Source organism: Rossellomorea sp. NRS-1567 (assembly GCF_050467885.1).
In the GTDB taxonomy this organism is placed as follows: Bacteria; Bacillota; Bacilli; order Bacillales; family Bacillaceae_B; genus Rossellomorea; species Rossellomorea aquimaris_C.
The window spans coordinates 130,230-149,507 of sequence record NZ_JBITPL010000019.1; the positions used below are offsets into that span (position 1 = coordinate 130,230).

19 protein-coding genes and 1 pseudogene are annotated in these 19,278 nt (G+C 42.3%); 7 read left to right on the forward strand and 13 right to left on the reverse strand.

The window, feature by feature from the left end; all coding sequences use genetic code 11:
* Nucleotide 1 precedes the first annotated feature (1 nt).
* The gene (locus tag ACIFOD_RS15710) at nucleotides 2-1,093 is read right to left on the reverse strand and encodes a serine hydrolase (protein ID WP_430315403.1); all 1,092 of its coding nucleotides are present in this window, start codon (nucleotides 1,091-1,093) and stop codon (nucleotides 2-4) included.
* 114 nt (nucleotides 1,094-1,207) lie between these two features.
* On the reverse strand, nucleotides 1,208-2,074 hold the full coding sequence (locus tag ACIFOD_RS15715) for a DMT family transporter (RefSeq protein ID WP_430315404.1): 867 nt from the start codon (nucleotides 2,072-2,074) through the stop codon (nucleotides 1,208-1,210).
* Nucleotides 2,075-2,287: 213 nt separating this feature from the next.
* On the opposite strand from ACIFOD_RS15715, the gene ACIFOD_RS15720 reads away from it, so the two are divergent.
* Entirely contained in the window at nucleotides 2,288-3,823 is a 1,536-nt protein-coding gene (locus ACIFOD_RS15720; RefSeq protein WP_430315405.1) for a multicopper oxidase family protein, read from the forward strand.
* Between the two features lie 151 nt (nucleotides 3,824-3,974).
* On the opposite strand, the gene ACIFOD_RS15725 is transcribed toward ACIFOD_RS15720, so the two are convergent.
* The 3 genes from ACIFOD_RS15725 to ACIFOD_RS15735 form a co-directional block, all read right to left on the reverse strand.
* A complete protein-coding gene (locus tag ACIFOD_RS15725) occupies nucleotides 3,975-4,409 on the reverse strand; it encodes an SRPBCC family protein (protein ID WP_430315406.1) in 435 nt (144 codons plus the stop codon).
* A gap of 33 nt (nucleotides 4,410-4,442) precedes the next feature.
* On the reverse strand, nucleotides 4,443-5,219 hold the full coding sequence (locus ACIFOD_RS15730) for an SRPBCC domain-containing protein (protein ID WP_430315407.1): 777 nt from the start codon (nucleotides 5,217-5,219) through the stop codon (nucleotides 4,443-4,445).
* A 167-nt stretch (nucleotides 5,220-5,386) separates the two neighbouring features.
* On the reverse strand, nucleotides 5,387-6,226 hold the full coding sequence (locus ACIFOD_RS15735; protein ID WP_430315408.1) for an AraC family transcriptional regulator: 840 nt from the start codon (nucleotides 6,224-6,226) through the stop codon (nucleotides 5,387-5,389).
* A 431-nt stretch (nucleotides 6,227-6,657) separates the two neighbouring features.
* Between ACIFOD_RS15735 and ACIFOD_RS15740 the strand changes: the two genes are divergently transcribed.
* Together ACIFOD_RS15740 and ACIFOD_RS15745 are read left to right on the forward strand one after the other, a co-directional pair.
* The gene (locus ACIFOD_RS15740) at nucleotides 6,658-8,136 is read left to right on the forward strand and encodes a flavin monoamine oxidase family protein (RefSeq protein WP_430315409.1); all 1,479 of its coding nucleotides are present in this window, start codon (nucleotides 6,658-6,660) and stop codon (nucleotides 8,134-8,136) included.
* Nucleotides 8,137-8,351: 215 nt separating this feature from the next.
* The gene (locus tag ACIFOD_RS15745; RefSeq protein ID WP_430315410.1) at nucleotides 8,352-8,798 is read left to right on the forward strand and encodes a hypothetical protein; all 447 of its coding nucleotides are present in this window, start codon (nucleotides 8,352-8,354) and stop codon (nucleotides 8,796-8,798) included.
* 43 nt (nucleotides 8,799-8,841) lie between these two features.
* Here ACIFOD_RS15745 and ACIFOD_RS15750 read toward each other — a convergent pair whose 3' ends face one another.
* Entirely contained in the window at nucleotides 8,842-9,777 is a 936-nt protein-coding gene (locus tag ACIFOD_RS15750) for an NADP-dependent oxidoreductase (protein WP_430315411.1), read from the reverse strand.
* A 188-nt stretch (nucleotides 9,778-9,965) separates the two neighbouring features.
* Between ACIFOD_RS15750 and ACIFOD_RS15755 the strand changes: the two genes are divergently transcribed.
* Nucleotides 9,966-11,384, forward strand: a complete 1,419-nt coding sequence (locus ACIFOD_RS15755) for an NAD-dependent succinate-semialdehyde dehydrogenase (RefSeq protein WP_430315412.1) — start codon at nucleotides 9,966-9,968, stop codon at nucleotides 11,382-11,384.
* Between the two features lie 89 nt (nucleotides 11,385-11,473).
* Here the strand turns inward: ACIFOD_RS15755 and ACIFOD_RS15760 are convergent, their stop codons facing one another.
* Nucleotides 11,474-11,758, reverse strand: coding sequence for a DNA-binding protein (locus tag ACIFOD_RS15760; protein ID WP_430315413.1), 285 nt, complete (start codon nucleotides 11,756-11,758; stop codon nucleotides 11,474-11,476).
* Nucleotides 11,759-12,059: 301 nt separating this feature from the next.
* On the opposite strand from ACIFOD_RS15760, the gene brnQ reads away from it, so the two are divergent.
* Nucleotides 12,060-13,385 (forward strand): branched-chain amino acid transport system II carrier protein, encoded by a 1,326-nt coding sequence (gene brnQ / locus ACIFOD_RS15765; RefSeq protein ID WP_430315414.1) that lies wholly within the window; start codon nucleotides 12,060-12,062, stop codon nucleotides 13,383-13,385.
* Nucleotides 13,386-13,442: 57 nt separating this feature from the next.
* Here brnQ and ACIFOD_RS15770 read toward each other — a convergent pair whose 3' ends face one another.
* Together ACIFOD_RS15770 and ACIFOD_RS15775 are read right to left on the reverse strand one after the other, a co-directional pair.
* Nucleotides 13,443-13,907: a GNAT family N-acetyltransferase gene (locus tag ACIFOD_RS15770; RefSeq protein ID WP_430315415.1), complete on the reverse strand. Its 465-nt coding sequence runs from the start codon at nucleotides 13,905-13,907 to the stop codon at nucleotides 13,443-13,445.
* Nucleotides 13,908-14,027: 120 nt separating this feature from the next.
* On the reverse strand, nucleotides 14,028-14,522 hold the full coding sequence (locus ACIFOD_RS15775; RefSeq protein WP_148968000.1) for a lactoylglutathione lyase family protein: 495 nt from the start codon (nucleotides 14,520-14,522) through the stop codon (nucleotides 14,028-14,030).
* Between the two features lie 131 nt (nucleotides 14,523-14,653).
* Between ACIFOD_RS15775 and ACIFOD_RS15780 the strand changes: the two genes are divergently transcribed.
* Nucleotides 14,654-14,986 carry a winged helix-turn-helix transcriptional regulator gene (locus ACIFOD_RS15780; RefSeq protein ID WP_430315416.1) on the forward strand — a complete coding sequence of 111 codons (333 nt, stop codon included), beginning with the start codon at nucleotides 14,654-14,656 and terminating at the stop codon, nucleotides 14,984-14,986.
* An 82-nt stretch (nucleotides 14,987-15,068) separates the two neighbouring features.
* Here the strand turns inward: ACIFOD_RS15780 and ACIFOD_RS15785 are convergent, their stop codons facing one another.
* Both ACIFOD_RS15785 and ACIFOD_RS15790 read right to left on the reverse strand, forming a co-directional pair.
* The gene (locus tag ACIFOD_RS15785; RefSeq protein ID WP_430315417.1) at nucleotides 15,069-15,689 is read right to left on the reverse strand and encodes a LysE family translocator; all 621 of its coding nucleotides are present in this window, start codon (nucleotides 15,687-15,689) and stop codon (nucleotides 15,069-15,071) included.
* Nucleotides 15,690-15,699: 10 nt separating this feature from the next.
* Nucleotides 15,700-15,870 (reverse strand): annotated as a pseudogene (locus tag ACIFOD_RS15790) (Lrp/AsnC ligand binding domain-containing protein); the annotation flags it as partial.
* Between the two features lie 232 nt (nucleotides 15,871-16,102).
* Between ACIFOD_RS15790 and ACIFOD_RS15795 the strand changes: the two are divergent.
* Nucleotides 16,103-16,459, forward strand: a complete 357-nt coding sequence (locus tag ACIFOD_RS15795; RefSeq protein ID WP_430315418.1) for a DUF488 domain-containing protein — start codon at nucleotides 16,103-16,105, stop codon at nucleotides 16,457-16,459.
* Between the two features lie 91 nt (nucleotides 16,460-16,550).
* Here ACIFOD_RS15795 and ACIFOD_RS15800 read toward each other — a convergent pair whose 3' ends face one another.
* Nucleotides 16,551-16,892: a zinc ribbon domain-containing protein YjdM gene (locus ACIFOD_RS15800; RefSeq protein WP_397552478.1), complete on the reverse strand. Its 342-nt coding sequence runs from the start codon at nucleotides 16,890-16,892 to the stop codon at nucleotides 16,551-16,553.
* A gap of 137 nt (nucleotides 16,893-17,029) precedes the next feature.
* Nucleotides 17,030-19,261, reverse strand: coding sequence for a sensor domain-containing protein (locus tag ACIFOD_RS15805; RefSeq protein WP_430315419.1), 2,232 nt, complete (start codon nucleotides 19,259-19,261; stop codon nucleotides 17,030-17,032).
* Nucleotides 19,262-19,278 lie beyond the last annotated feature (17 nt).

Consider the following 19,278-nt stretch of genomic DNA (forward strand, 5'->3'; position numbering starts at 1 on the left):
ATTATAGCTCTTCCAGCTTTTTTCGGAAATCCTCATCTCTCAATATTTTCAAATTAAATCCGTTTAAATTGTTTAAGATTTTTTGACGTTCCACTTTCTCGAGAACATTGGCAAAAAAGACGATCTCCGTCGAGTTTCTATCTCTATCTGTTGCATAAGCAGCATTTGTCGCAACGAATAATGTAGACCCGCCTTTTTGCCCAGCATGCATTAACCATTCCTGGTTCTTAGGATTCTCCATCATTCCTTCCATCACCGCATCCAATCTTTCCTGTGTTCCTTTTGAAAAATACGTCTTTGAATTCAGTTTCCCCATGATCTCCGCATATTCGGCCGTCGTACTTTTCGTCAGTCTGTCTGACCATATTTTCTGCAGGCTCTTATCCGAATGACTGTTTTCAATGTATATATGCTTTTCTCCATTTGTTAATGAAGTGAATATTCTATGGGAAAGATTGATGTATTCTTCTTTAGACATCTCTCTCAGTTTGTCTTCTATCTGTTTCTCTGAATAAGCAGGATACTCATTTTTTAAATAGGCGGGGATCAGCATGGCTGAACTGATGGGGTATAGAGGCTCGTGTTGATCCATTTTCAGCTCTTCCAGTAATTTATTGATGTTGTCGTTTCCCAGAAGGTTCATCATATATTCGGTGTTAGCATTGGAGCTGAATAGAATCATCCCTTTCACGACGTTTTCCAGGGTTGATCCGCCGTCTCGAAGCAACCCTTCTCCTTTGGAGTAATCAATCCAGGTTTCATGGGCTCCCCCGTCTGTATTAGGAATATAATATTGATCTAATTCTTCTAATGATACCTTTTTTGATGGATCTATTTTTCCTTCATCACACTGTTTCGCGTACTCGATCGCAATGATGATTTTCACCGTACTTGCTAACGGGAACATTTCATTTTCCCGGATAGCTGTTAAGGTTTGTCCGTTCCGTGATATGGTTAAGCTGCTATTATGGTGGTTCTTTAAGTAGTTTAATAGATATTCTGGATCTTCTTTTGTTAAATAGTGTCTCGCTGCAACGATTACACCGATTCCAATGACAAAACAGACACCCACTATAATGAAAGTAATCTTCATTCCATTCACTCCTGTCATAACCTTGATAATATATCTACGAATAAAAAATGGAAAATGTTTCATTTTATTCCCATAAAAATACCCATCCATATATTCAGGATGGGTATTTTTCGATTATCCTTCCTGCCTTTTGGCTGCTTGATTATTTTTCAAAAACATATAAAACGAAGCAGCAAAGATTATGACGTATCCGATGATGCTTAATACGTCAGGAATCTGCCCGAATAAGAAGATGCTAATCATGGCGGAATACACGACGGTTGAATAGAAGAAAATTGATATTTCCCTTGCAGGTGCGAACTTGTAGGCCATCGTGATTCCGAACTGACCAACCGTTGCGAAAACGCCTGCTGATAACAGATAAATCCACTGTTGTGGGCTCATCGGTTCATAAAATCCGATGACAAATGGAAGCAGCACGACCGTCGTAAAGAATGAGAAGTAAAAGACGACGGTATAAAACTTCTCCCTGCTCCCTAATACGCGCAGGACCGTATAGGCACCTGCTGCGAAAATAGCGGAAAACACTCCTGCCAGATATGGAATGACATCAAAGGAGAAAGCCGGTTTGATGATGAACAGTGTTCCGATAAACGCAATGATGATGGCCACCACCTGGAACACCCGGGTCCTCTCCCTCAAGAAAATAGCCGAGAAGATGATGGTCAGAAACGGACTGAGCTTGTTCAACATATCGGCATCGGATAACACCAGATGGTCAATCGCATAGAAGAACAAGACGATCCCGACAGCACCTAAACTGGAGCGCAGCAACAGCAGCTTCTGATTTTCTTTCTTCCCGAATAACCGCTCCTTATGATATCGGACAAAACCGAATGCGATGAATGCAGAAACGATGTTCCTGAAAAATGTTTTTTGAATCGTCGGCACATCTCCTGACAGCTTCACGAACGCCGCCATAAGGGAGAAACCAAACGCTGATAGAAGTAATAGGAGTATTCCTTTATTTCGATTTGACATAACTTCCTCCAAGATTGAACGATTTAGCAACTTAGATAGTGTAACAAATTTATGATGGTTTATGGTGAATTTAAAATTATGTAATAGAACCTTCAATTAATATGATTTTTATAAATATTAACCTTCACTTGAATCGTATTTTTATAGGGAAAGAGGATATTTAAGCAACGACCGAAATACATATCAATAAGCGATTCCATATAAAGGAGGAATATGATGCTTAAAAAATTCGTTGATCCACTTCCTGTTATGGAAACCATTCAGCCTTCTTCTTATGGTAGGAATACTTTATATTTTGAAGTTTCCATGAAAGAAGTCATGCAGAAACTGCACAGTGATTTACCACCGACTAAAGTGTGGGGCTATAATGGACTATTTCCCGGCCCCACTTTTAGAGTTAAACGCAATCAAACCTTGCAGGTATTATGGAAAAATGAACTTCCAGAGGAACATTTCCTCCCCATCGATTCAACCGTTCACGGGGCAGAAAAGGATAACCCGGAGGTCCGCACCGTGGTTCATCTTCATGGTGGCGCTACCCCTGATACGAGCGACGGTTATCCAGATGCCTGGTTTACAAAGGACTTTAAAGAGGTTGGTCCTTTCTTTGCCGTGAAAGTCTACACGTACCCCAATCAACAGCCAGCCACTACTCTTTGGTACCATGACCATGCAGTAGGGATCACCCGGCTGAATATATATGCCGGACTCGCAGGTGCTTATATCATTCATGACGAAGAGGAGAGGTCTTTGTCCTTACCCCATGTTCCATACGATATTCCCTTGGTAATCATGGATCGTTCATTCAATAAAGATGGATCACTCTATTATCCTTCACAGCCTGATCCTCCCACTACTGGAGTCAATCCCTCCATCCGCTCTAATTTCTTTGGAGACACGATCCTGATTAACGGGATGGTATGGCCATACTTAGAAGTCGAACCACGCCGCTATCGCTTTCGGATGATCAATGCTTCTAATTCCCGGACGTATCAACTCTCACTCTCAAACGATAATCCGTTTATCCAAATCGGTTCCGATCAAGGTCTTCTCCCTGCACCTGTTAACGTCCGGAAGATTTTACTCGCTCCAGCTGAACGGGCGGATGTCATCCTGGACTTTTCTTCCATGAGAGGGCAAGTCATAACCATCCAAAACGATGCGCCGGCACCCTTTCCAACGGGTGACCTCCCTGATCCTGATACGACGGGAGTCCTGATGCAGTTCCGTGTGAGCAATCGACTCTTAAGTACAGATACGAGCAAGATTCCATCAACATTAAATGCTGTACCAAGATTGAAAGAGAGAAATGCTTATCAGACCAGAAACCTTCTGTTGAATATGAGTCATGATCAATACAAGCGGGAAATTCACCTTTTAAATAATCAATTATGGTCGGATCTAATTACAGAAATGCCCCATCTTTGGAGTATTGAGATTTGGAATTTCATCAACGTAACGGAAGAAACACACCCCATCCACTTGCATTTAGTCAGGTTTCAAGTCCTCGACCGGCAGAGATTCGATAAGGAGATCTATCAAACGGAAGGTAGTGTCGTACCCATTGGACCACGCATCAAACCCGTGGCCAATGAGCAGGGCTGGAAAGATACGGTTTGTGCAAACCCATGGGAAATGACACGGATTATTGTGCCGTTCGGTCCTTATACAGGGTTATATGTCTGGCATTGTCATATTTTAGAGCATGAGGATTATGAAATGATGAGGCCTTATGTGGTGATCAAATGACCATAAATACAGAAAGTCTGCCCCTTTACAGGAGCAGACTTCTCTTTTTCAGGCAGACGTGGGATACACATCAGATTTTTCTTACTCACCATTCCACAAGAAAAAGGAAGGCTGAATTCTTTATTTTCAAAAGAATTCAGCCTTCTTCCTTTTAGCTCTCCAACATGTCTTTGATTCTTTTTAAATCCTTTTTGTTAGCTTTTTTCATCATGGTAGACATAAGAGGCGTCACCCATTTTGAAAAACCGGTGGGCTTTCCTTGATTTCGGAGAGTCATCCTTGTCACTTGTTCATCAAGTGCCTCCCATGTATAGGTGGTTTCCATTGGAAACGGTCCGTTTGCGGTTTTCATCACAAGCTTCCGGCCCGGGATAAACTCCGTGATTTCATAAACGTAGGAGAGGTCCTTCCCTAAGAATTTCGCTTCAAATGCGACTTGAGAGCCAATGGATAAAGGCTTTTCCGTCACCCATGCTGACGAATCAATATTTACATACCATTCTGGTGCATTATCTGGATCGGCAGCATACTCTGAAACCTTATGAAGCGGACAGCGAATCGTTATTTCTGTCAGTACATCTACCATTTTTATCTCCTTTTATGAACGTTTTTCGTTTTTTTATTTCTCTTCCACATATTTTTTCAGCAGGGTACCCAGCAGGTAGCTCCACCCTTCTGAATGCTTTTCCTGCCAATCATCTTCAATGACTCCTGATGCTGTATGGGATAACTGAAGAAGCGTGGAATCGCCTTTTTCAATCAAACGGTATGTGTATGCACTGTTTACGGCACCTTGCATACCAAGATGGCCATGGAGACGTATTTCCTCAGGAGCGTTAACGTAATACACCGTTCCCCAAAGTGCCCCCTCGTTTTCACGCCACTTCTCAATGAATTGCCCGCCAGGTACAGGATCGAATGTGAATTGTGAACTTACTCCCTCAGGTGCCAATTTAAACTCCCACCAATCCCCCGCCTGCTCGGTTAACGCTTTAAATACCTGTTCCCTTGGTGCATCTATCATCACTTCTTGTTCAATACGAAATACTTTACTTTGTTCCATTCCTTCTTCTCCTCCTTTGTTTTCTGCTAATGCCCGTAACTTTAACAGAGAATTGGCGGTAGACTCCATATACTTTCCTACCCACCGATTGTGCATTTCCTGAAGTGGAATCGCGTTAAGGTAATTTCTTCGGTACTTCCCTTCCCGCTTCACCACAACCAAATTCCCTTCCTCCAAGATCGTCAGATGCTTCATGATCGCGTATCTTGTCACTTCGGGAAAATGTTCATCCAGTTCACCGGTTGTTCTTGCCGACTGCTTCAACAGGTCCAAGATTTCCCTTCGTATCGGGTGACCCAGTGCCTTAAATAATGTGGAAAGTTCGTCTTTCATATTAACGATCCTTTCATTGTGATTTACATGTGAATGATTGGTCACATGTAATATGTGACTTTATAGTAACATGATGAATATTGTGAGTCAAGAGCGTGTAAAATATACTGTCCAGCTTATTCATACGAAAAGCCCCTTTACGTCATCTGCAAAGGGGCTTTCCAACCTTATTTCTTCATAATCGGAATCCAAATCTCACAACGATAATTCTCGTCATTCGGGTTTCCTGGCGGGTACAATTCAAACTCTGGTCCTCCGCTATGTTCATACCCGGTCGAAGGAAACCACTCAGAGTAGATTCGCTTCCATACACCTTGGATTGCATGTGGCATCGGACCTACAGATTCAAAGACAGCCCAGGTCGCAGCCGGGATCTCTTTTACCTCCAAGGAACGTTTCTCTTCACTCTTTTTCTCCGCCCCGATAAAATAGGTGAACTCTTCATTAGGATGGTCAAACTCCATACAAATCCCGAGCATCTCGTTATTTCCTGCTGCTTCACAAATCAACTTGTCTAAATCAGTGGTGTTCACTTCATCCCAAAATGCAGGAATGTCTTGCAAATTCTCACCATTACACGTAGATACCCTTTTTCCTTTTCCAATCACTTGAAATGCTTTTTTGTCCACAATTTTATAATCCATTTCGACTTCTCCTTTAAGCTGTATTTGGAAGGATATTCGCGGAAATGCCTTCAAGGAGGTTCCGGCTTCCCTTACTTGGGATGGCGAAACTCCATGAGCCTTCCGAAAGGCTTTCGAGAAGGATTCCGGTGTTTCATATCCGTACTTGAAAGCAACGTCAATGACCTTTGCATTCTGGTTGATCAGTTCCTGGGCGGCTAATGTGAGCCTTCTCTTACGGATATAATCAGCCACTGTATATCCGGTTACAAGAGAAAACAGCCTTTGAAAGTGAAACTTTGAACTGAGTGACAACCGGGCAAGTTCTTCCATCTCGACTGCCCCATCCAGATTGTCCTCTATATATTGAATGCAATCATTCATCCTGTGCAGCATTTCCACTCTCGTTTCTCCTTCCCGCTATCTAAATGTATCATTCTAAATTTGAGCCATCCTGTCATTCCGTGCTTTTGTGTGACCGGTGGTTTTATAGAGATATGTCAATCGTGTTTACAGAATATATTTCACCTGCAAAACATCTACTACACTACGTCTACCGAAACTCTACTTCTACAAACGTCCATCTATATCCTTCTTTTTTCATTTCAACATATCCAGGGCGGCTGGAAGCATGATGATGCGGTTGTTTCCAAAGCTCATGACACGAAGAGGGACGGACCTTTCTCTCAAGGTCCGTCCCTCTTCATTTTTTACAAGTTAGAGAATAGGAACTACATCCAAACCGTCTATTCTCCTTCTCTACTATCATATATATAGGTAGTGCAGCTTTGCTTTGGCTTAAGGAGGAGAAAGCAATGAGGAATAGAGCTGATATCCACAATTACGGTGATCTTTCTTATCCAGATGACATGGTATCCATCGTGAAAAATGGTTTGGGACCCAAACTAGAATCAAAGAATGTGATTATTATCGGGGCAGGCATGGCCGGACTGGTGGCAGGCTCCCTTTTGAAAAAAGCAGGTCATACCGTTACGATCCTCGAAGGAAATGATCGCATCGGCGGAAGGGTGTATACGTTGCGACAGCCTTTTTCAGAAGGCCAATACCTCGATGTCGGTGCTATGCGATTCCCGGAAACGCATGATTTAGTATTCGAATATATTCGTAAATTCAACTTACCAACAAATGAGTTTATTAATAAGAGCGATCTCTATCTCGTGAATGGAATTCAGACGACAGATTCCAATTACAACACTAACCCTGATATTTTCAATTACCCTTTACCTCCTGAAGAACAGGGAAAAACGGCCATTGAATTATTATCGTCAGCTGTAAGGCCGTTTTTAGACTTGTACGAAAAAGCAAGTCCTGCAGAACAAGAAAGGCTACGAATCAAGTTTGATCATTATTCATTCGATGTCTTCTTACGATTCAATCCGATCGGAACGTCCCTTTCCCCGGAAGCCATCCGGATCGTAAAGGTCCTCTTGGGCATTGAAGGGTTCCCGGAACTAGCATTCGTTGATATTCTCCTGGACATTGTCCGTACGGTTTTCAATGATAAATTAAAGTTTTATGAAATTGATGGAGGGAATGATAAACTTCCATACTCCTTTTTCCCAGAACTCCAGCAAAACATCCTCTATTCTCAAAAAGTCCATGGGATCATTCAGAAGGATGACGGTGTTGAAGTCATAGTGAGAGACCGCACCACAAACCGTTTTCATCGTTTACAAGGGGATTACACCATCGTTACGGTTCCTTACTCTGTTTTTCAATTTATTGATGTCTACCCCCATGAATCGATCTCCTTTCAAAAATGGAAGGCGATACGGGAACTGAATTATGTGTCGTCTGTAAAGATCGGATTGGAGTTTAAATCAAAGTTCTGGGAAACCTTTAAAATTGGAAATATCATAACAGATCTTCCCATCCGGTATACGTACCGTCCTAGTCATAATATAGGAGTAGCCGGCCCGGGTGTCATGCTCGGCAGTTACAGCTGGGGACAAAATGCAAATCTGTGGAATAGCTTGCCTGAGGATGAACGGATTCGTGAAGCACTCCAGGGACTTTATAAGATATATGGCGATCAGGTTTACAAAGAATTTTCTAAAGGTGCCTCTTACAGCTGGGGAGAAAACCAGTTTTCCGCAGGTTGCTTTACCCTATTCGCTCCCAACCAGGCTTCGGACTTTTCTGACCATCTGTACTTACCAGAACAACGCATCCACTTTGCCGGTGAGCATACCTCCCCTTTCCACGGCTGGGTGGAAGGGGCAATCGAATCCGCCATCCGCGCGGCCTATGAGGTCAATAACAGAACGGACTGAAGAAGGAGGGACGGACCTTTGAATCAAAGGTCCGTCCCTCTCCTTATTTATCTTTGGTATCGCTGCGCCCATCCCATCCCCTATTCAATTCCTTTTCAAGTTTCTTGAGTTCTCCCTGATACTGCCTATCCTGACGTGTGAGATCAGAAATAGATGTTTAGTAATGAACAGACAGGGAAATCAAGTGAAATATCAATAAGGAAGGGGAAAGTATGATGAGCACAAATATATTAGATTCAGGATTAAAGAAGCTTGAAGAAGATTACATACGAGCACTAAACCTAAATGAAAGCAGCACAATAGAAGAGTTCATTCAAACTTTTCTCTACGATTCGTGGGATTATAATGAACAGAATATGGAATTGATTGCATCTGTAATGGGCCGATATAGCCGAAAGGAAATTAATCAAACAACATTCGGTCCCTCTTTTGATCGGATGGTGAATCATTTACAAGGAAAATTATCGAAAGTGGACAGCCAACATGACTATCCCATGATCCATTCAAAAATGGGGGCATCCATCCTAGTTTCTTTTGTGGATGGACTAGTCATTCAATACTTTGCCGGAGTATACAGTATGGGTGAATTAAGAAAGCTTACACCTCAACTCAAAAGATCGGTATTGAACGCTCTCAGTATCTCAGACGAGGAAGGTTATTAGACATTAAAGAGGGACGGACCTCCAAAGGTCCGTCCCTCATCCTCTATCTAACACGTATCACAATCTTCCCTTGAGCATGATGAGTTTCACTCAATGCATGGGCATCCTTCAGTCCTTGCTCACTCAAATCGAACGTCTCACCAATTACAGGTTTTAATTGATCCGATTCATATAATTCAGCCAGCTTCTCCAGTTGCTCCCCCTTAGGATCGAGCCATAGGAATTCAGCTTTCACGCCATACTTCTCTGCTTCTTCTTTAGATGGAGGCTGTGCAATGGATACGAGTTTTCCGTTTTTCTTCAGCACCTTATAGCTGTTTGATTGGACTTCCCCACCCATGGAATCCAGAACTAAGTCAAAATCTTGCAGCACTTCACTGAAATCTTCTTCTTTATAATTGATGAATTGATCTGCACCCAATGATTTGACGAACTCTTCATTTTTGCCACTTGCCGTAGTGGCGACATATGCTCCGAAGCTTTTCGCAATCTGAATCGCGAAATTCCCGACTCCACCGGATCCCGCATGGATGAGTACCTTATCCCCTTCTTTGATTTGTCCAAAATCGACTAAGCATTGCCAAGCCGTCAATCCGGCAAGGGGAATGGCCGCTGCTTCTTCAAAGCTCATGCTATCCGGCATTTTGGCTAGTAGCTCATCGTCCACTGCCACATACTCTGCATATGTACCTTCCCTTGTTGTCGCAGGTCTAGCAAATACTCTGTCACCCACTTCAAACCCCTGAACATTTTTACCCGTTTCGGCAATCACACCTGCTGCATCCCATCCAAGTATGATCGGAAATTCAAAGTCGAGCATATCTTTCAAATACCCTGCGCGCACCTTCCAATCAATCGGGTTGATCGATGTCGCACGATTTTCCAATAAGATTTGATTATCCCCAATCACTGGCTGATCGAATTCTTTTTCCTGTAATACCTCTTTGTCTCCGTATTGGTTGATGATAATGGCTTTCATATATGATGGCCTCCTTATTTTTTTCATACGGTTTATCTTCCCTCTTACTTAGGGTATTTAAACAAAGGGTGGCCCATCGCCATTAAACAGTGTGTATTACTGGATTCTTCCCTCTCATTATTGTAAATTTAAGACAAACTACATAGTAATAAGCATATGGGAATCTATCTTTCAAAAGGAGGAACACTATGCAACACTACAATATGATCATCAACGGAGAACAAATAGGATCGGATCTTTCGAAAAGGGATGTGACCAATCCCGCCACTTCAGAGGTCATTGCCACTATCCCGAACGGAGGCAAAAAAGAAGCTGCCAGCGCTGTGGACGCGGCTTATGGTGCATTCAAGGACTGGTCCCAATACTCTGCATACGAACGAAGTGAACTAATTCGAAAATGGTATGATTTAATTGATGAGAATAAAGAGGACCTTGCCCGGACCATGACCATGGAGCAAGGGAAACCACTAAAGGAAGCACTTGGTGAAATCCAATATGCCAACGGCTTCATCTCCTGGTACGCCGAAGAAGGAAAGCGTGTATACGGTGAACAAATTCCGGCAACTCAGCGAAACAAGCGATTATTCGTCCATAAGCAGCCTGTCGGGGTCGTAGCCGTCATCACACCATGGAACTTCCCTGCTGCGATGATCACACGTAAGGTTGCACCGGCACTCGCCACCGGCTGTACGGTCGTAATTAAACCGGCAAACCAAACCCCTTTGACCGCTTTAAAGATGGCGGAACTTGCAGAAGAAGCCGGCATCCCTAAAGGAGTCATCAACGTGGTGACAGGTGATTCGAAATCCATCGGGGAAGCGTGGATGGAAGACAAACGTGTACGGAAACTGACATTCACGGGATCAACGGAAGTCGGGAAGGTCCTGATGAAAGGTTCAGCTGACACCGTCAAGAAAATATCGTTGGAGCTCGGAGGACATGCACCTGTGATCGTGATGGACGACTCTGATCTAGAGAAAGCCGTCGATGGGGTCATTGCCTCGAAGTTCAGAAATGCCGGTCAAACCTGCGTCTGCTCCAACCGTGTCTATGTTCATGAATCCATCGTGGATTCGTTCACGGAAAAACTTGTGGAAAAAGTGAAGGATTTAAAAGTAGGAAACGGTCTTGAAGAAGGTGTCGATATCGGCCCATTAATCGATGAAAATGCAATCGAGAAAGTCCAGAAACACGTAGAAGATGCTGTAAACAAAGGAGCTTCCATTGCCTACGGCGGCAAAGGAAAAGGAGGGTTATATTTTGAACCAACTGTTCTTACTAACGTAACTGATGACATGCTTTGCATGAAAGATGAAACATTCGGTCCAGTCGCTCCTATCACGACTTTTAAAACGGAAGATGAAGCGATCGGGCGGGCTAATGATTCCATCTATGGTCTCGCTGCCTATGTATTCACAGAGAATATGGCGAAGGGAATCCTGATCAGTGAGCAACTGGAATATGGAATCGTAGGATTGAATGATGGCATGCCATCCACCCCACAAGCCCCATTCGGCGGATTCAAACAAAGCGGACTTGGTCGTGAAGGCGGACATCATGGGATCGAGGAGTATTTAGAGGTCAAGTATATTTCCGTCGGATTGTAAGAGCAAAAGGCACGCTCCATCTGCGTGCCTTTTTTTTGGTGCTCAAGGGTAAAATACAATTCACAAAGTGATAATTTCTCCTCTCCCTATTACTTCTTATAAATCTCACCAGACGACATCCACTCCATAAACCTCTGATAAGGATAATAAGTCGTCCCCTTCAACTCCACTTTTGGAGCCTCGGGAAATTTGTGTAGCAATTCATTGACTTCTTCTTTCGTAAGACCTACATGCAGATGCAAATCTTTTTCTTTTATCAACGTGGGATAATCTGAGAAGCTTGCTTTCGGGTTACCAAAGTTCTTTAACCCATCCCCAATAAAATATCCTAATGCCGTAAGCCCCGCTGCTATCCAGAAAAAGCTAATATCCATTCTAAAACTCCCCTTTTCTACGAATCTGTACCTTACATACGTTTAAACTTGATAAAAGTTCCATTTAATATATTTTTTACTTATTGAAATAATCATACAAATCTAGAAAAATAGAAATTGATATTATATTAGGAAAACTTATTGACTGCGCTTTCTTCCTATGCTAGATTGTGTTTAATAATAAAATTCCACGACGAGAAAATATAACTCGTCCCTGGTCAGGGGCGGGTTTTTTTATGTGAAATAATCAGAATAATCAATAGAAGCTATCATGGTTTGGTAAGGATTTGGAGGGTTTTTTTTGAGAAAGAAAGATGTACTGGTTTCAGGTTTTATGCTATTTTCTCTATTTTTCGGAGCAGGGAATTTAATATTCCCGCCTTATCTTGGAATGGAATCTGGAGGCTACTTTGCCGCCGCAATTGCCGGGTTTATTTTAACAGCAGTGTTCCTGCCTTTTTTAACGATCATTTCGGTATCATTATCTGCTAACGGATTATTGTCAATTGGCCAACGGGTCCATCCTGTCTTTGGGCTTGTGTTCGCCATCGTGATTTATATGTCGATTGGAGCACTATACGGTATTCCAAGGGCGTCGAATGTTGCCTATGAATTGGGATTTATGCAAGTGATCAGTGTGGAGGGACGGTTACCCTTATTCTTATTCTCTCTTGTCTTTTTCGGATTGACTTACTTACTCAGTATCAATCCAAAAAAGGTGATTGATCTTGTCGGACAGTTTTTAACGCCTGCCCTGCTCATTGTATTAGCGATCTTATGTGTACGGGCCTTTATGATCTTTAAATATACGGACGCTCAAGCAACTGAAAATTTCCAGTCAGATCCGTTTCTCAAAGGGTTTCTGGAAGGGTACTTCACCATGGATGCCGTGGCAGCCCTTGCCTTTGGGATTGTCATCATCAATGGATTGAAAGACAAAGGGGCTGCGGATAAAAGGGAGCTGATACGAGGAACGATCAGTTCAGGTATGATTGCAGCCGTCGGCTTAATCATGGTGTATCTTTCACTGGGATGGATCGGACGGGTTGTTCCCCATGAAGAGCCCCTTCAAAATGGGGCAGAAATATTGGTTCTTGCTTCTCACCAATTATTTGGATACAGCGGGAATGTGTTATTCGGAGCCATAGTGATGATAGCTTGTTTAACGACCTGTATCGGCCTCATCAATGCATGCGGACGTTTTTTCAATGAAAATTTCCCGAGGTTTTCATATAAGACTTATGTAATGATTTTCATCCTGATCGGGTTGGCGGTGACCAATCTTGGACTGAATTTGATATTGAAGGTGGCTACACCGTTACTTGTTCTGATTTATCCTGTAGCTATTGTGCTTGTAGTACTCTCTCTCTTTCAGCATTTCTTTGGAGAAAGCAAGAGAATGTATGTGTATGGGGTTGGGGTCGCAACATTATTTGCCTTTTACGAAATGGTGATGACGCTAGAAATTCAAATGGAAGGAATTCACGCTATCCTGGGATACCTTCCCCTCAGCGAAAACGGCCTGGCCTGGACCCTCCCTACCCTCGTGGCCGTCGTGGTTGGGTACGCCATAGACCTCTCCCAAGGGAAGATTACCTTTCCTTTCAAGAGAGGGACGGACCTCTAAAAAAAGCAGTAAGGCATGAGTGAATTTCCCACTCATGCCTTGCTGCTTTTTTGATTTTTAGGAGGTTTGATTTGTTGCTTTTTGGTAAACGTTCATGGAACCACCACTCAGTCCAATGGCTTCTGTCGTGTGAGTCCATCCATATTTTTCATAATAACCTTCCAGATCCGTTGTTAGGTATAGATGTTTGTAGCCTTTTTCATGGGCTTCCTGTATAGCATGCTCTAGGAGATTCGAACCAAGTCCTTTCCCTCTGTGATCCGGGTCGATGTAGAGGCAAGCAAACCATGGAAACAGGTCTTGCCTACTATTCAGGTCGTTTCTGAGCAGCGCGTACGTCCCAATGATTTGTTCTTCCTGTAAAGCGATATAAAATCGCGGTAAGTCCTCTTCGGTACGGCAGGAATGGAATATACAATCGTGATAGAACCTGTAATTCTCCTCACTTCCCCACTGTTCCCAGAAAGCTTTCACTGCTTCCTCAAAAATACTTGAATTCTTTTGTAGCTCCAATATTTTCATTGTTGCTTTCCTCTCTTCACTGAAATAGAAGTATCTTTATAGGATTCATCATTTGGAAAGGAAAACCTCTATTTCAATAAAAAAGACACGCTCTCAATTGAACGTGCCCTTATTAATTGATCAGTAAGCCCCATCTGAATACGTTAATTCGTAGCTGTGGGAGTAAATCTCAAAAATATTCCCGAATGGATCTTCAACATACACCATGCGATAAGGCTTTTCACCGGGATAATATTCACGGATCGGCATGCGCTGTTTACCGCCGTGCTGTTTGATTTTTTCAACCATGCCTTCTACATCGGGGTCCTGGATACAGAAATGGAATAGTCCTGTTTTCCAATACTCAAAGTTATTCTCTGGCTTTTCGTTGTGTGGGAACTCAAACAACTCCACTCCGATTTTATCACCTGTAGCAAGATGAGCAATTCTGAATTTTTCCCAATCATTCCCGAATACATCACGGCACATCTGCCCGATTGCAGTATCATCATTTTCCACATCGGATGGCTCCATGATGGTGTACCATCCGAACACCTCTGTGTAAAATGCAATGGCCTCTTCGAGATTTGGGACGGATAGTCCAATATGAGAAAACGATCTTGGATATGGTAACATCGTCAATATTCCTCCTCTTTTTGATTAGTTTCATCTAACATGTCTCCATTATACGGAGCTGAGCTTCTTAATGTAAGAATGCACTTTTTTGTGAGAAACTAACCTTAAGGTAAGAAAGGACTGATGAGAATATGGATACCCCCATAAATCAAGAGGGAAAATTAAAGTGCTCGATTGAATACACACTGAAGAAAATCGGAGGGAAATGGAAAACAGTCATCCTATGGCATCTTGGGACAGACGGAACACTCAGGTACAACGGATTGCGCAGATTACTACCCGGGGTTGCCCATAAAGTGCTAAGTCAGCAACTAAAAGAACTCGAAGAAGATGGCTTCATCAATCGAACCCAGTACGATACCATCCCTCCAAAAGTAGAATACTCCATGACAGAATTAGGTATGACCCTCATGCCGATTCTCAAGCAAATGCATGCCTGGGGTAAGGAGCATGGTGAGTTTTAGGAGAGGGACGGACCTCGGATTCATTGTATAATTGGAATTAGGGGTTCATTGGTGGATTGGAGGTCCGTCCCTCTATCAGAAATTATATCAAGTCAATAAGAATATACGAACTGAATATCGTAATGATGATTCCCGCCACCCGATTGATCATCGTTAACGAGTCCGATTCAATCCGACTGCTTAACCATCCGCCTACCAACGCAACCGTCCCCCACCACAAAGCGGATCCGCAAAAGACACCCAAAACGACGAGCAATGCGGATACTACGCTGCCATCTGAATCGGTTACCCGAAAGACACCAAAGATAGCGATAAATGCAAGGATGGTCATTGGATTCGTAACCGTCAAAAGAAAAACTGAGAAGAATCCTTTCAAAGAAGAAGTGGCTTGCGATTCACCAGTCTTAAATGTTGCCGGCTGTGAAGTGAATGTCTTCCATCCTAATAAGAATAGAAACACCCCTCCCCATAATTGAATCCAGAACTGGTAATCAAGAAGGAAGTCGGAAACAATCGTAAGCCCCATGACAGCGACCAAGCCGTATAGTGCATCTGCAGTGGCAGCCCCCAACCCCGATACAAAACCTGTCCTTCTCCCATAAGTCAATGTCCGATGAATACAAAGGATACCGACCGGACCAACAGGAGCAGCAATGGTGACTCCTATGATGAGACTCTTTAAAAATAAAATGGTATCAATCATGGTCCTGCCGCTATTGTAAAGGAAAGTTATAAGTTTGTAGTGGCAGTTCCAAACTCTCTTTGAACGAATCCATGACAATCGTCTTTAGGGTCATTGTTATCGCCGGCAGGCTCTTGATTTCATGACTGATGACGTGATCCATATTCTTTATATTTCTACTCCGTACTTTCAAAAGATAATCATCCTCCCCGGCGAACTGTTATGCATGTTATTTTTCGTAAAAGAGGGACGGACCTTCAATTCGGTCTCCCCTGTGAATACCTCGGTCAAGCTATAAAGTAATTCATTTAATATATGCGGAGTTTCTAATCCTTTATGTACCTTTTCCCAAGAAACTAAAGATAAAAGATATTTGATTCATTCTTCGATTCAATTTATCCTTAAGTAAATGAAAAAGGATTGGAGGAAGATCGATGTCTATTGTTCTAATGAGAATTTATGATGAACCTCCCCAATTAGGCGGTCATCGCATTTTGATTGACCGAGTTTGGCCACGTGGAATTTCAAAAGAGGATGCAAACTTGGATGAGTGGATGAAGGAAATTACACCAAGCCCACATTTAAGAAAATGGTTTAATCATGAGCAGGAAAAGTTCGAGGAATTTAAAAAAGCCTACAAAGAAGAACTCAAACAAGATGATAAAAAACAAAAGAAGCTGCAGGAACTAAAGGAAATGTCTGCTAACGAACGCTTAGTCCTTCTCTACGGTGCAAAAGATGAGCAGCAAAACCATGCCGTTGTGTTAAAAGAAGTATTAGACGATTTATAATAATGAGGGACGGACCTCCAATCAGGATAAACCTTATTAAGTACAAGGCTTATACTTTATGGAGGTCCGTCCCTCTAAAATTACTAACTCACTATATCTTTTTGACAAATTCGGATTTTAGTTTCATGGCTCCGAAGCCGTCGATTTTGCAGTCGATGTCGTGGTCCCCTTCGACGAGCCGGATGTTTTTGACTTTGGTTCCCATCTTGAGGACGGATGAGCTTCCTTTTACTTTCAGATCTTTAATGACTGTAACGGAGTCACCATCGGTTAAGAGATTTCCGTTTGAGTCTCTAATCACCTTTTCTTCTTCTGCCGTTTCTGTTGCTGCTTCTGTTGTCCATTCATGAGCACACTCGGGGCAGACGAACAGACTTCCATCTTCATATGTGTATTCTGAGTTACACTTTGGGCAATTTGGCCATTCTGACATCGTGTTCATTTCCTCCAATGATTGTTTATTCATGATAAATGTAAAAGACATCGCATTCCATTATACCTGACCCAATGCGAGTCATATATCTTTTTCGTTCATCCATTTAGTCGGAGAGCCTTCGTCACATCCAATTACTATTTTAGAACACGTTCAGAATGTTTCTTTCCCCATTCCTCCAAGAACATTTCCAATAAAGGTCCTGGCAATGGCCGGCTAAAGTGGTATCCTTGACCTACTTGACAGGCATTCCGTTTCAGGAACAATACCTGATTTTCTGTTTCAATGCCCTCAGCAATAGTGGTAAAGTTCATATTTTGACTCATATCAATAATCGCTTTTACGATTGAAACTTGATTTGAATCTTTCATAATATCATCTACGAACGATTTATCTATTTTAATACTATCAATCGGTAAATGCCTTAAATTATTCAAAGAAGAGTAACCTGTTCCAAAGTCATCCATGGAAATGATGACGCCCAGCTTTTTCAGCTTATTGAGAACGTTCGTTGATTTTTCGAAGTCCTGCATAATACTCTCCGTAATTTCAAGCTCAAGTCGATCCGGCTGAAACTGGAGTTCTGATAGTGTTTCTTTTACCATGTCAACGAATCCATCATCCTTTATCTGTCTGACCGATATATTTACAGCAATGGGAATGATGCCTAACCAGTTCTTTTCCCACTCCTTACTTTGTTGACAAGCCTCTCGAAGAACCCACTCCCCAATCGGAATGATCAATCCCGTCTCCTCCGCCAGAGGAATAAATTCACATGGGGAGACCATTCCAAGTTCCGGATGCTCCCAGCGTAACAAGGCTTCTACTCCTATAATGTCCAGCGTTTCTAAATCCACCTTTGGCTGATAATGGAGAGTTAATTGTTTCAGCTCCAATACCTTTCTTAATCCATTTTCAAGCTCCATATTCCTTGAAGAAGCTTTTTCAAGTTCAGGAAAATAGAATTGATAGTTGTTCTTCCCGCGATCCTTCGCTAAATACATGGCTGTATCGGCATGCTTAATTAAACTTTCCTGGTCCTCTCCATCCTTTGGGTACATACTTATACCGATACTGGGTGTCACAAAGAACTCCTGTTCATGGATGACGATTGGACTGTTGAAGCTATGTAATACTTCACTCGTCGTTTCTTCGACCTCTTTCTCATTCAAATTAGAGAGTAAAATGATAAATTCATCTCCCCCTTGTCTAAACACAATCCCTTTATCTTCCACCACATACTTCAATCGGACGGCAACCTTCTCCAGTATAATATCGCCAGTAGAGTGCCCTTTCGTATCATTGATGACTTTAAATCGATCTAGATCCAGAAATAAGATCGCAATCGATTGATCAGGAGCTTCACGAATTGACTCATTTAAGTATTTCTTAAATTTATTCCGATTTGGGAGCCCTGTTAATGAATCATAATAGGCCATGGTGCGAATGGTTTTCTCAGTCTCTTTACGATTCGTAATGTCTCGTCCAACCAGCTGTATGGCCATCCTTCCTCCATACAAAATGGGCATCGCGGAAATCTCCAACTCTATTGCATCACCGTTAAGGCGATAAACGGTGATTTCAAATCGTTCCCCTGAGGTCGAATCTTTTGTCTGCTCCCTTATTTTCTTGATATTTTCCATACTGGTAAAATGGGAAACATCTTTGTTCATGATGTCCTCGGGGCAATTGGCGCCAATCAACTTACTGCCTGCTTCATTGATATAATCAAACTTTTGATTACTGATGACCGCAATAATATCTGGAGACATTTCTACTAAACTACGGTATTGATCTTCGCTTTCTTTCCGGTTGGTGATATCAAACAACACACTGGTAAAAGAAATCATTTCTCCGTTTTCATCCAAGGTAGGAATGCCTCTATCCTGGATCCAGCGAACCTGACCATCCGGCTTGATGATACGGTAAACACTCACACAGGCCTGACCGGAACCAAGCTTTTCCTCCCTTTTATTTAAAACCGGCATATCTTCAGGGTGTATCACTTTTCTCCAGAGTAGCGTATCCTGATAAAATTCATTCAAAGGAAATCCATACAAATTTTCAATACCAGGTGTAATCAAAAGAACATCGGACTTCATATCATGAGACCAAATCGCAACGTCCAGCGTCTCAAAAATGTTGTTTAAATTCTTATTACTTTTCGTTAGTTCCTTGGAAGCATTCCAATTCCCTTTGTATAGTAAGAATAATAAAGTAACCAGACAAAACACTATTCCTATATGGAGGAATAGGGATGCTACCCCATTGGAGTGAGTATTGGTTTTCCAAGACAAATCCGTGATTTCTAACAATAACATTATGAAAAATAGCATGAAGATTGTTTTCTTATTTTGTGTAAAATTCATTCATTACTCTCCTGAAT

Coding starts and splice junctions, on each gene's coding strand:
- ACIFOD_RS15710 (WP_430315403.1), bottom strand. CDS start 1,093: ATGAAGATTACTTTCATTATAGTGGGTGTCTGTTTTGTCATTGGAATC.
- ACIFOD_RS15715 (WP_430315404.1), bottom strand. CDS start 2,074: ATGTCAAATCGAAATAAAGGAATACTCCTATTACTTCTATCAGCGTTT.
- ACIFOD_RS15720 (WP_430315405.1), top strand. CDS start 2,288: ATGATGCTTAAAAAATTCGTTGATCCACTTCCTGTTATGGAAACCATT.
- ACIFOD_RS15725 (WP_430315406.1), bottom strand. CDS start 4,409: ATGGTAGATGTACTGACAGAAATAACGATTCGCTGTCCGCTTCATAAG.
- ACIFOD_RS15730 (WP_430315407.1), bottom strand. CDS start 5,219: ATGAAAGACGAACTTTCCACATTATTTAAGGCACTGGGTCACCCGATA.
- ACIFOD_RS15735 (WP_430315408.1), bottom strand. CDS start 6,226: ATGAATGATTGCATTCAATATATAGAGGACAATCTGGATGGGGCAGTC.
- ACIFOD_RS15740 (WP_430315409.1), top strand. CDS start 6,658: ATGAGGAATAGAGCTGATATCCACAATTACGGTGATCTTTCTTATCCA.
- ACIFOD_RS15745 (WP_430315410.1), top strand. CDS start 8,352: ATGAGCACAAATATATTAGATTCAGGATTAAAGAAGCTTGAAGAAGAT.
- ACIFOD_RS15750 (WP_430315411.1), bottom strand. CDS start 9,777: ATGAAAGCCATTATCATCAACCAATACGGAGACAAAGAGGTATTACAG.
- ACIFOD_RS15755 (WP_430315412.1), top strand. CDS start 9,966: ATGCAACACTACAATATGATCATCAACGGAGAACAAATAGGATCGGAT.
- ACIFOD_RS15760 (WP_430315413.1), bottom strand. CDS start 11,758: ATGGATATTAGCTTTTTCTGGATAGCAGCGGGGCTTACGGCATTAGGA.
- ACIFOD_RS15770 (WP_430315415.1), bottom strand. CDS start 13,907: ATGAAAATATTGGAGCTACAAAAGAATTCAAGTATTTTTGAGGAAGCA.
- ACIFOD_RS15775 (WP_148968000.1), bottom strand. CDS start 14,522: ATGTTACCATATCCAAGATCGTTTTCTCATATTGGACTATCCGTCCCA.
- ACIFOD_RS15780 (WP_430315416.1), top strand. CDS start 14,654: ATGGATACCCCCATAAATCAAGAGGGAAAATTAAAGTGCTCGATTGAA.
- ACIFOD_RS15785 (WP_430315417.1), bottom strand. CDS start 15,689: ATGATTGATACCATTTTATTTTTAAAGAGTCTCATCATAGGAGTCACC.
- ACIFOD_RS15795 (WP_430315418.1), top strand. CDS start 16,103: ATGTCTATTGTTCTAATGAGAATTTATGATGAACCTCCCCAATTAGGC.
- ACIFOD_RS15800 (WP_397552478.1), bottom strand. CDS start 16,892: ATGTCAGAATGGCCAAATTGCCCAAAGTGTAACTCAGAATACACATAT.
- ACIFOD_RS15805 (WP_430315419.1), bottom strand. CDS start 19,261: ATGAATTTTACACAAAATAAGAAAACAATCTTCATGCTATTTTTCATA.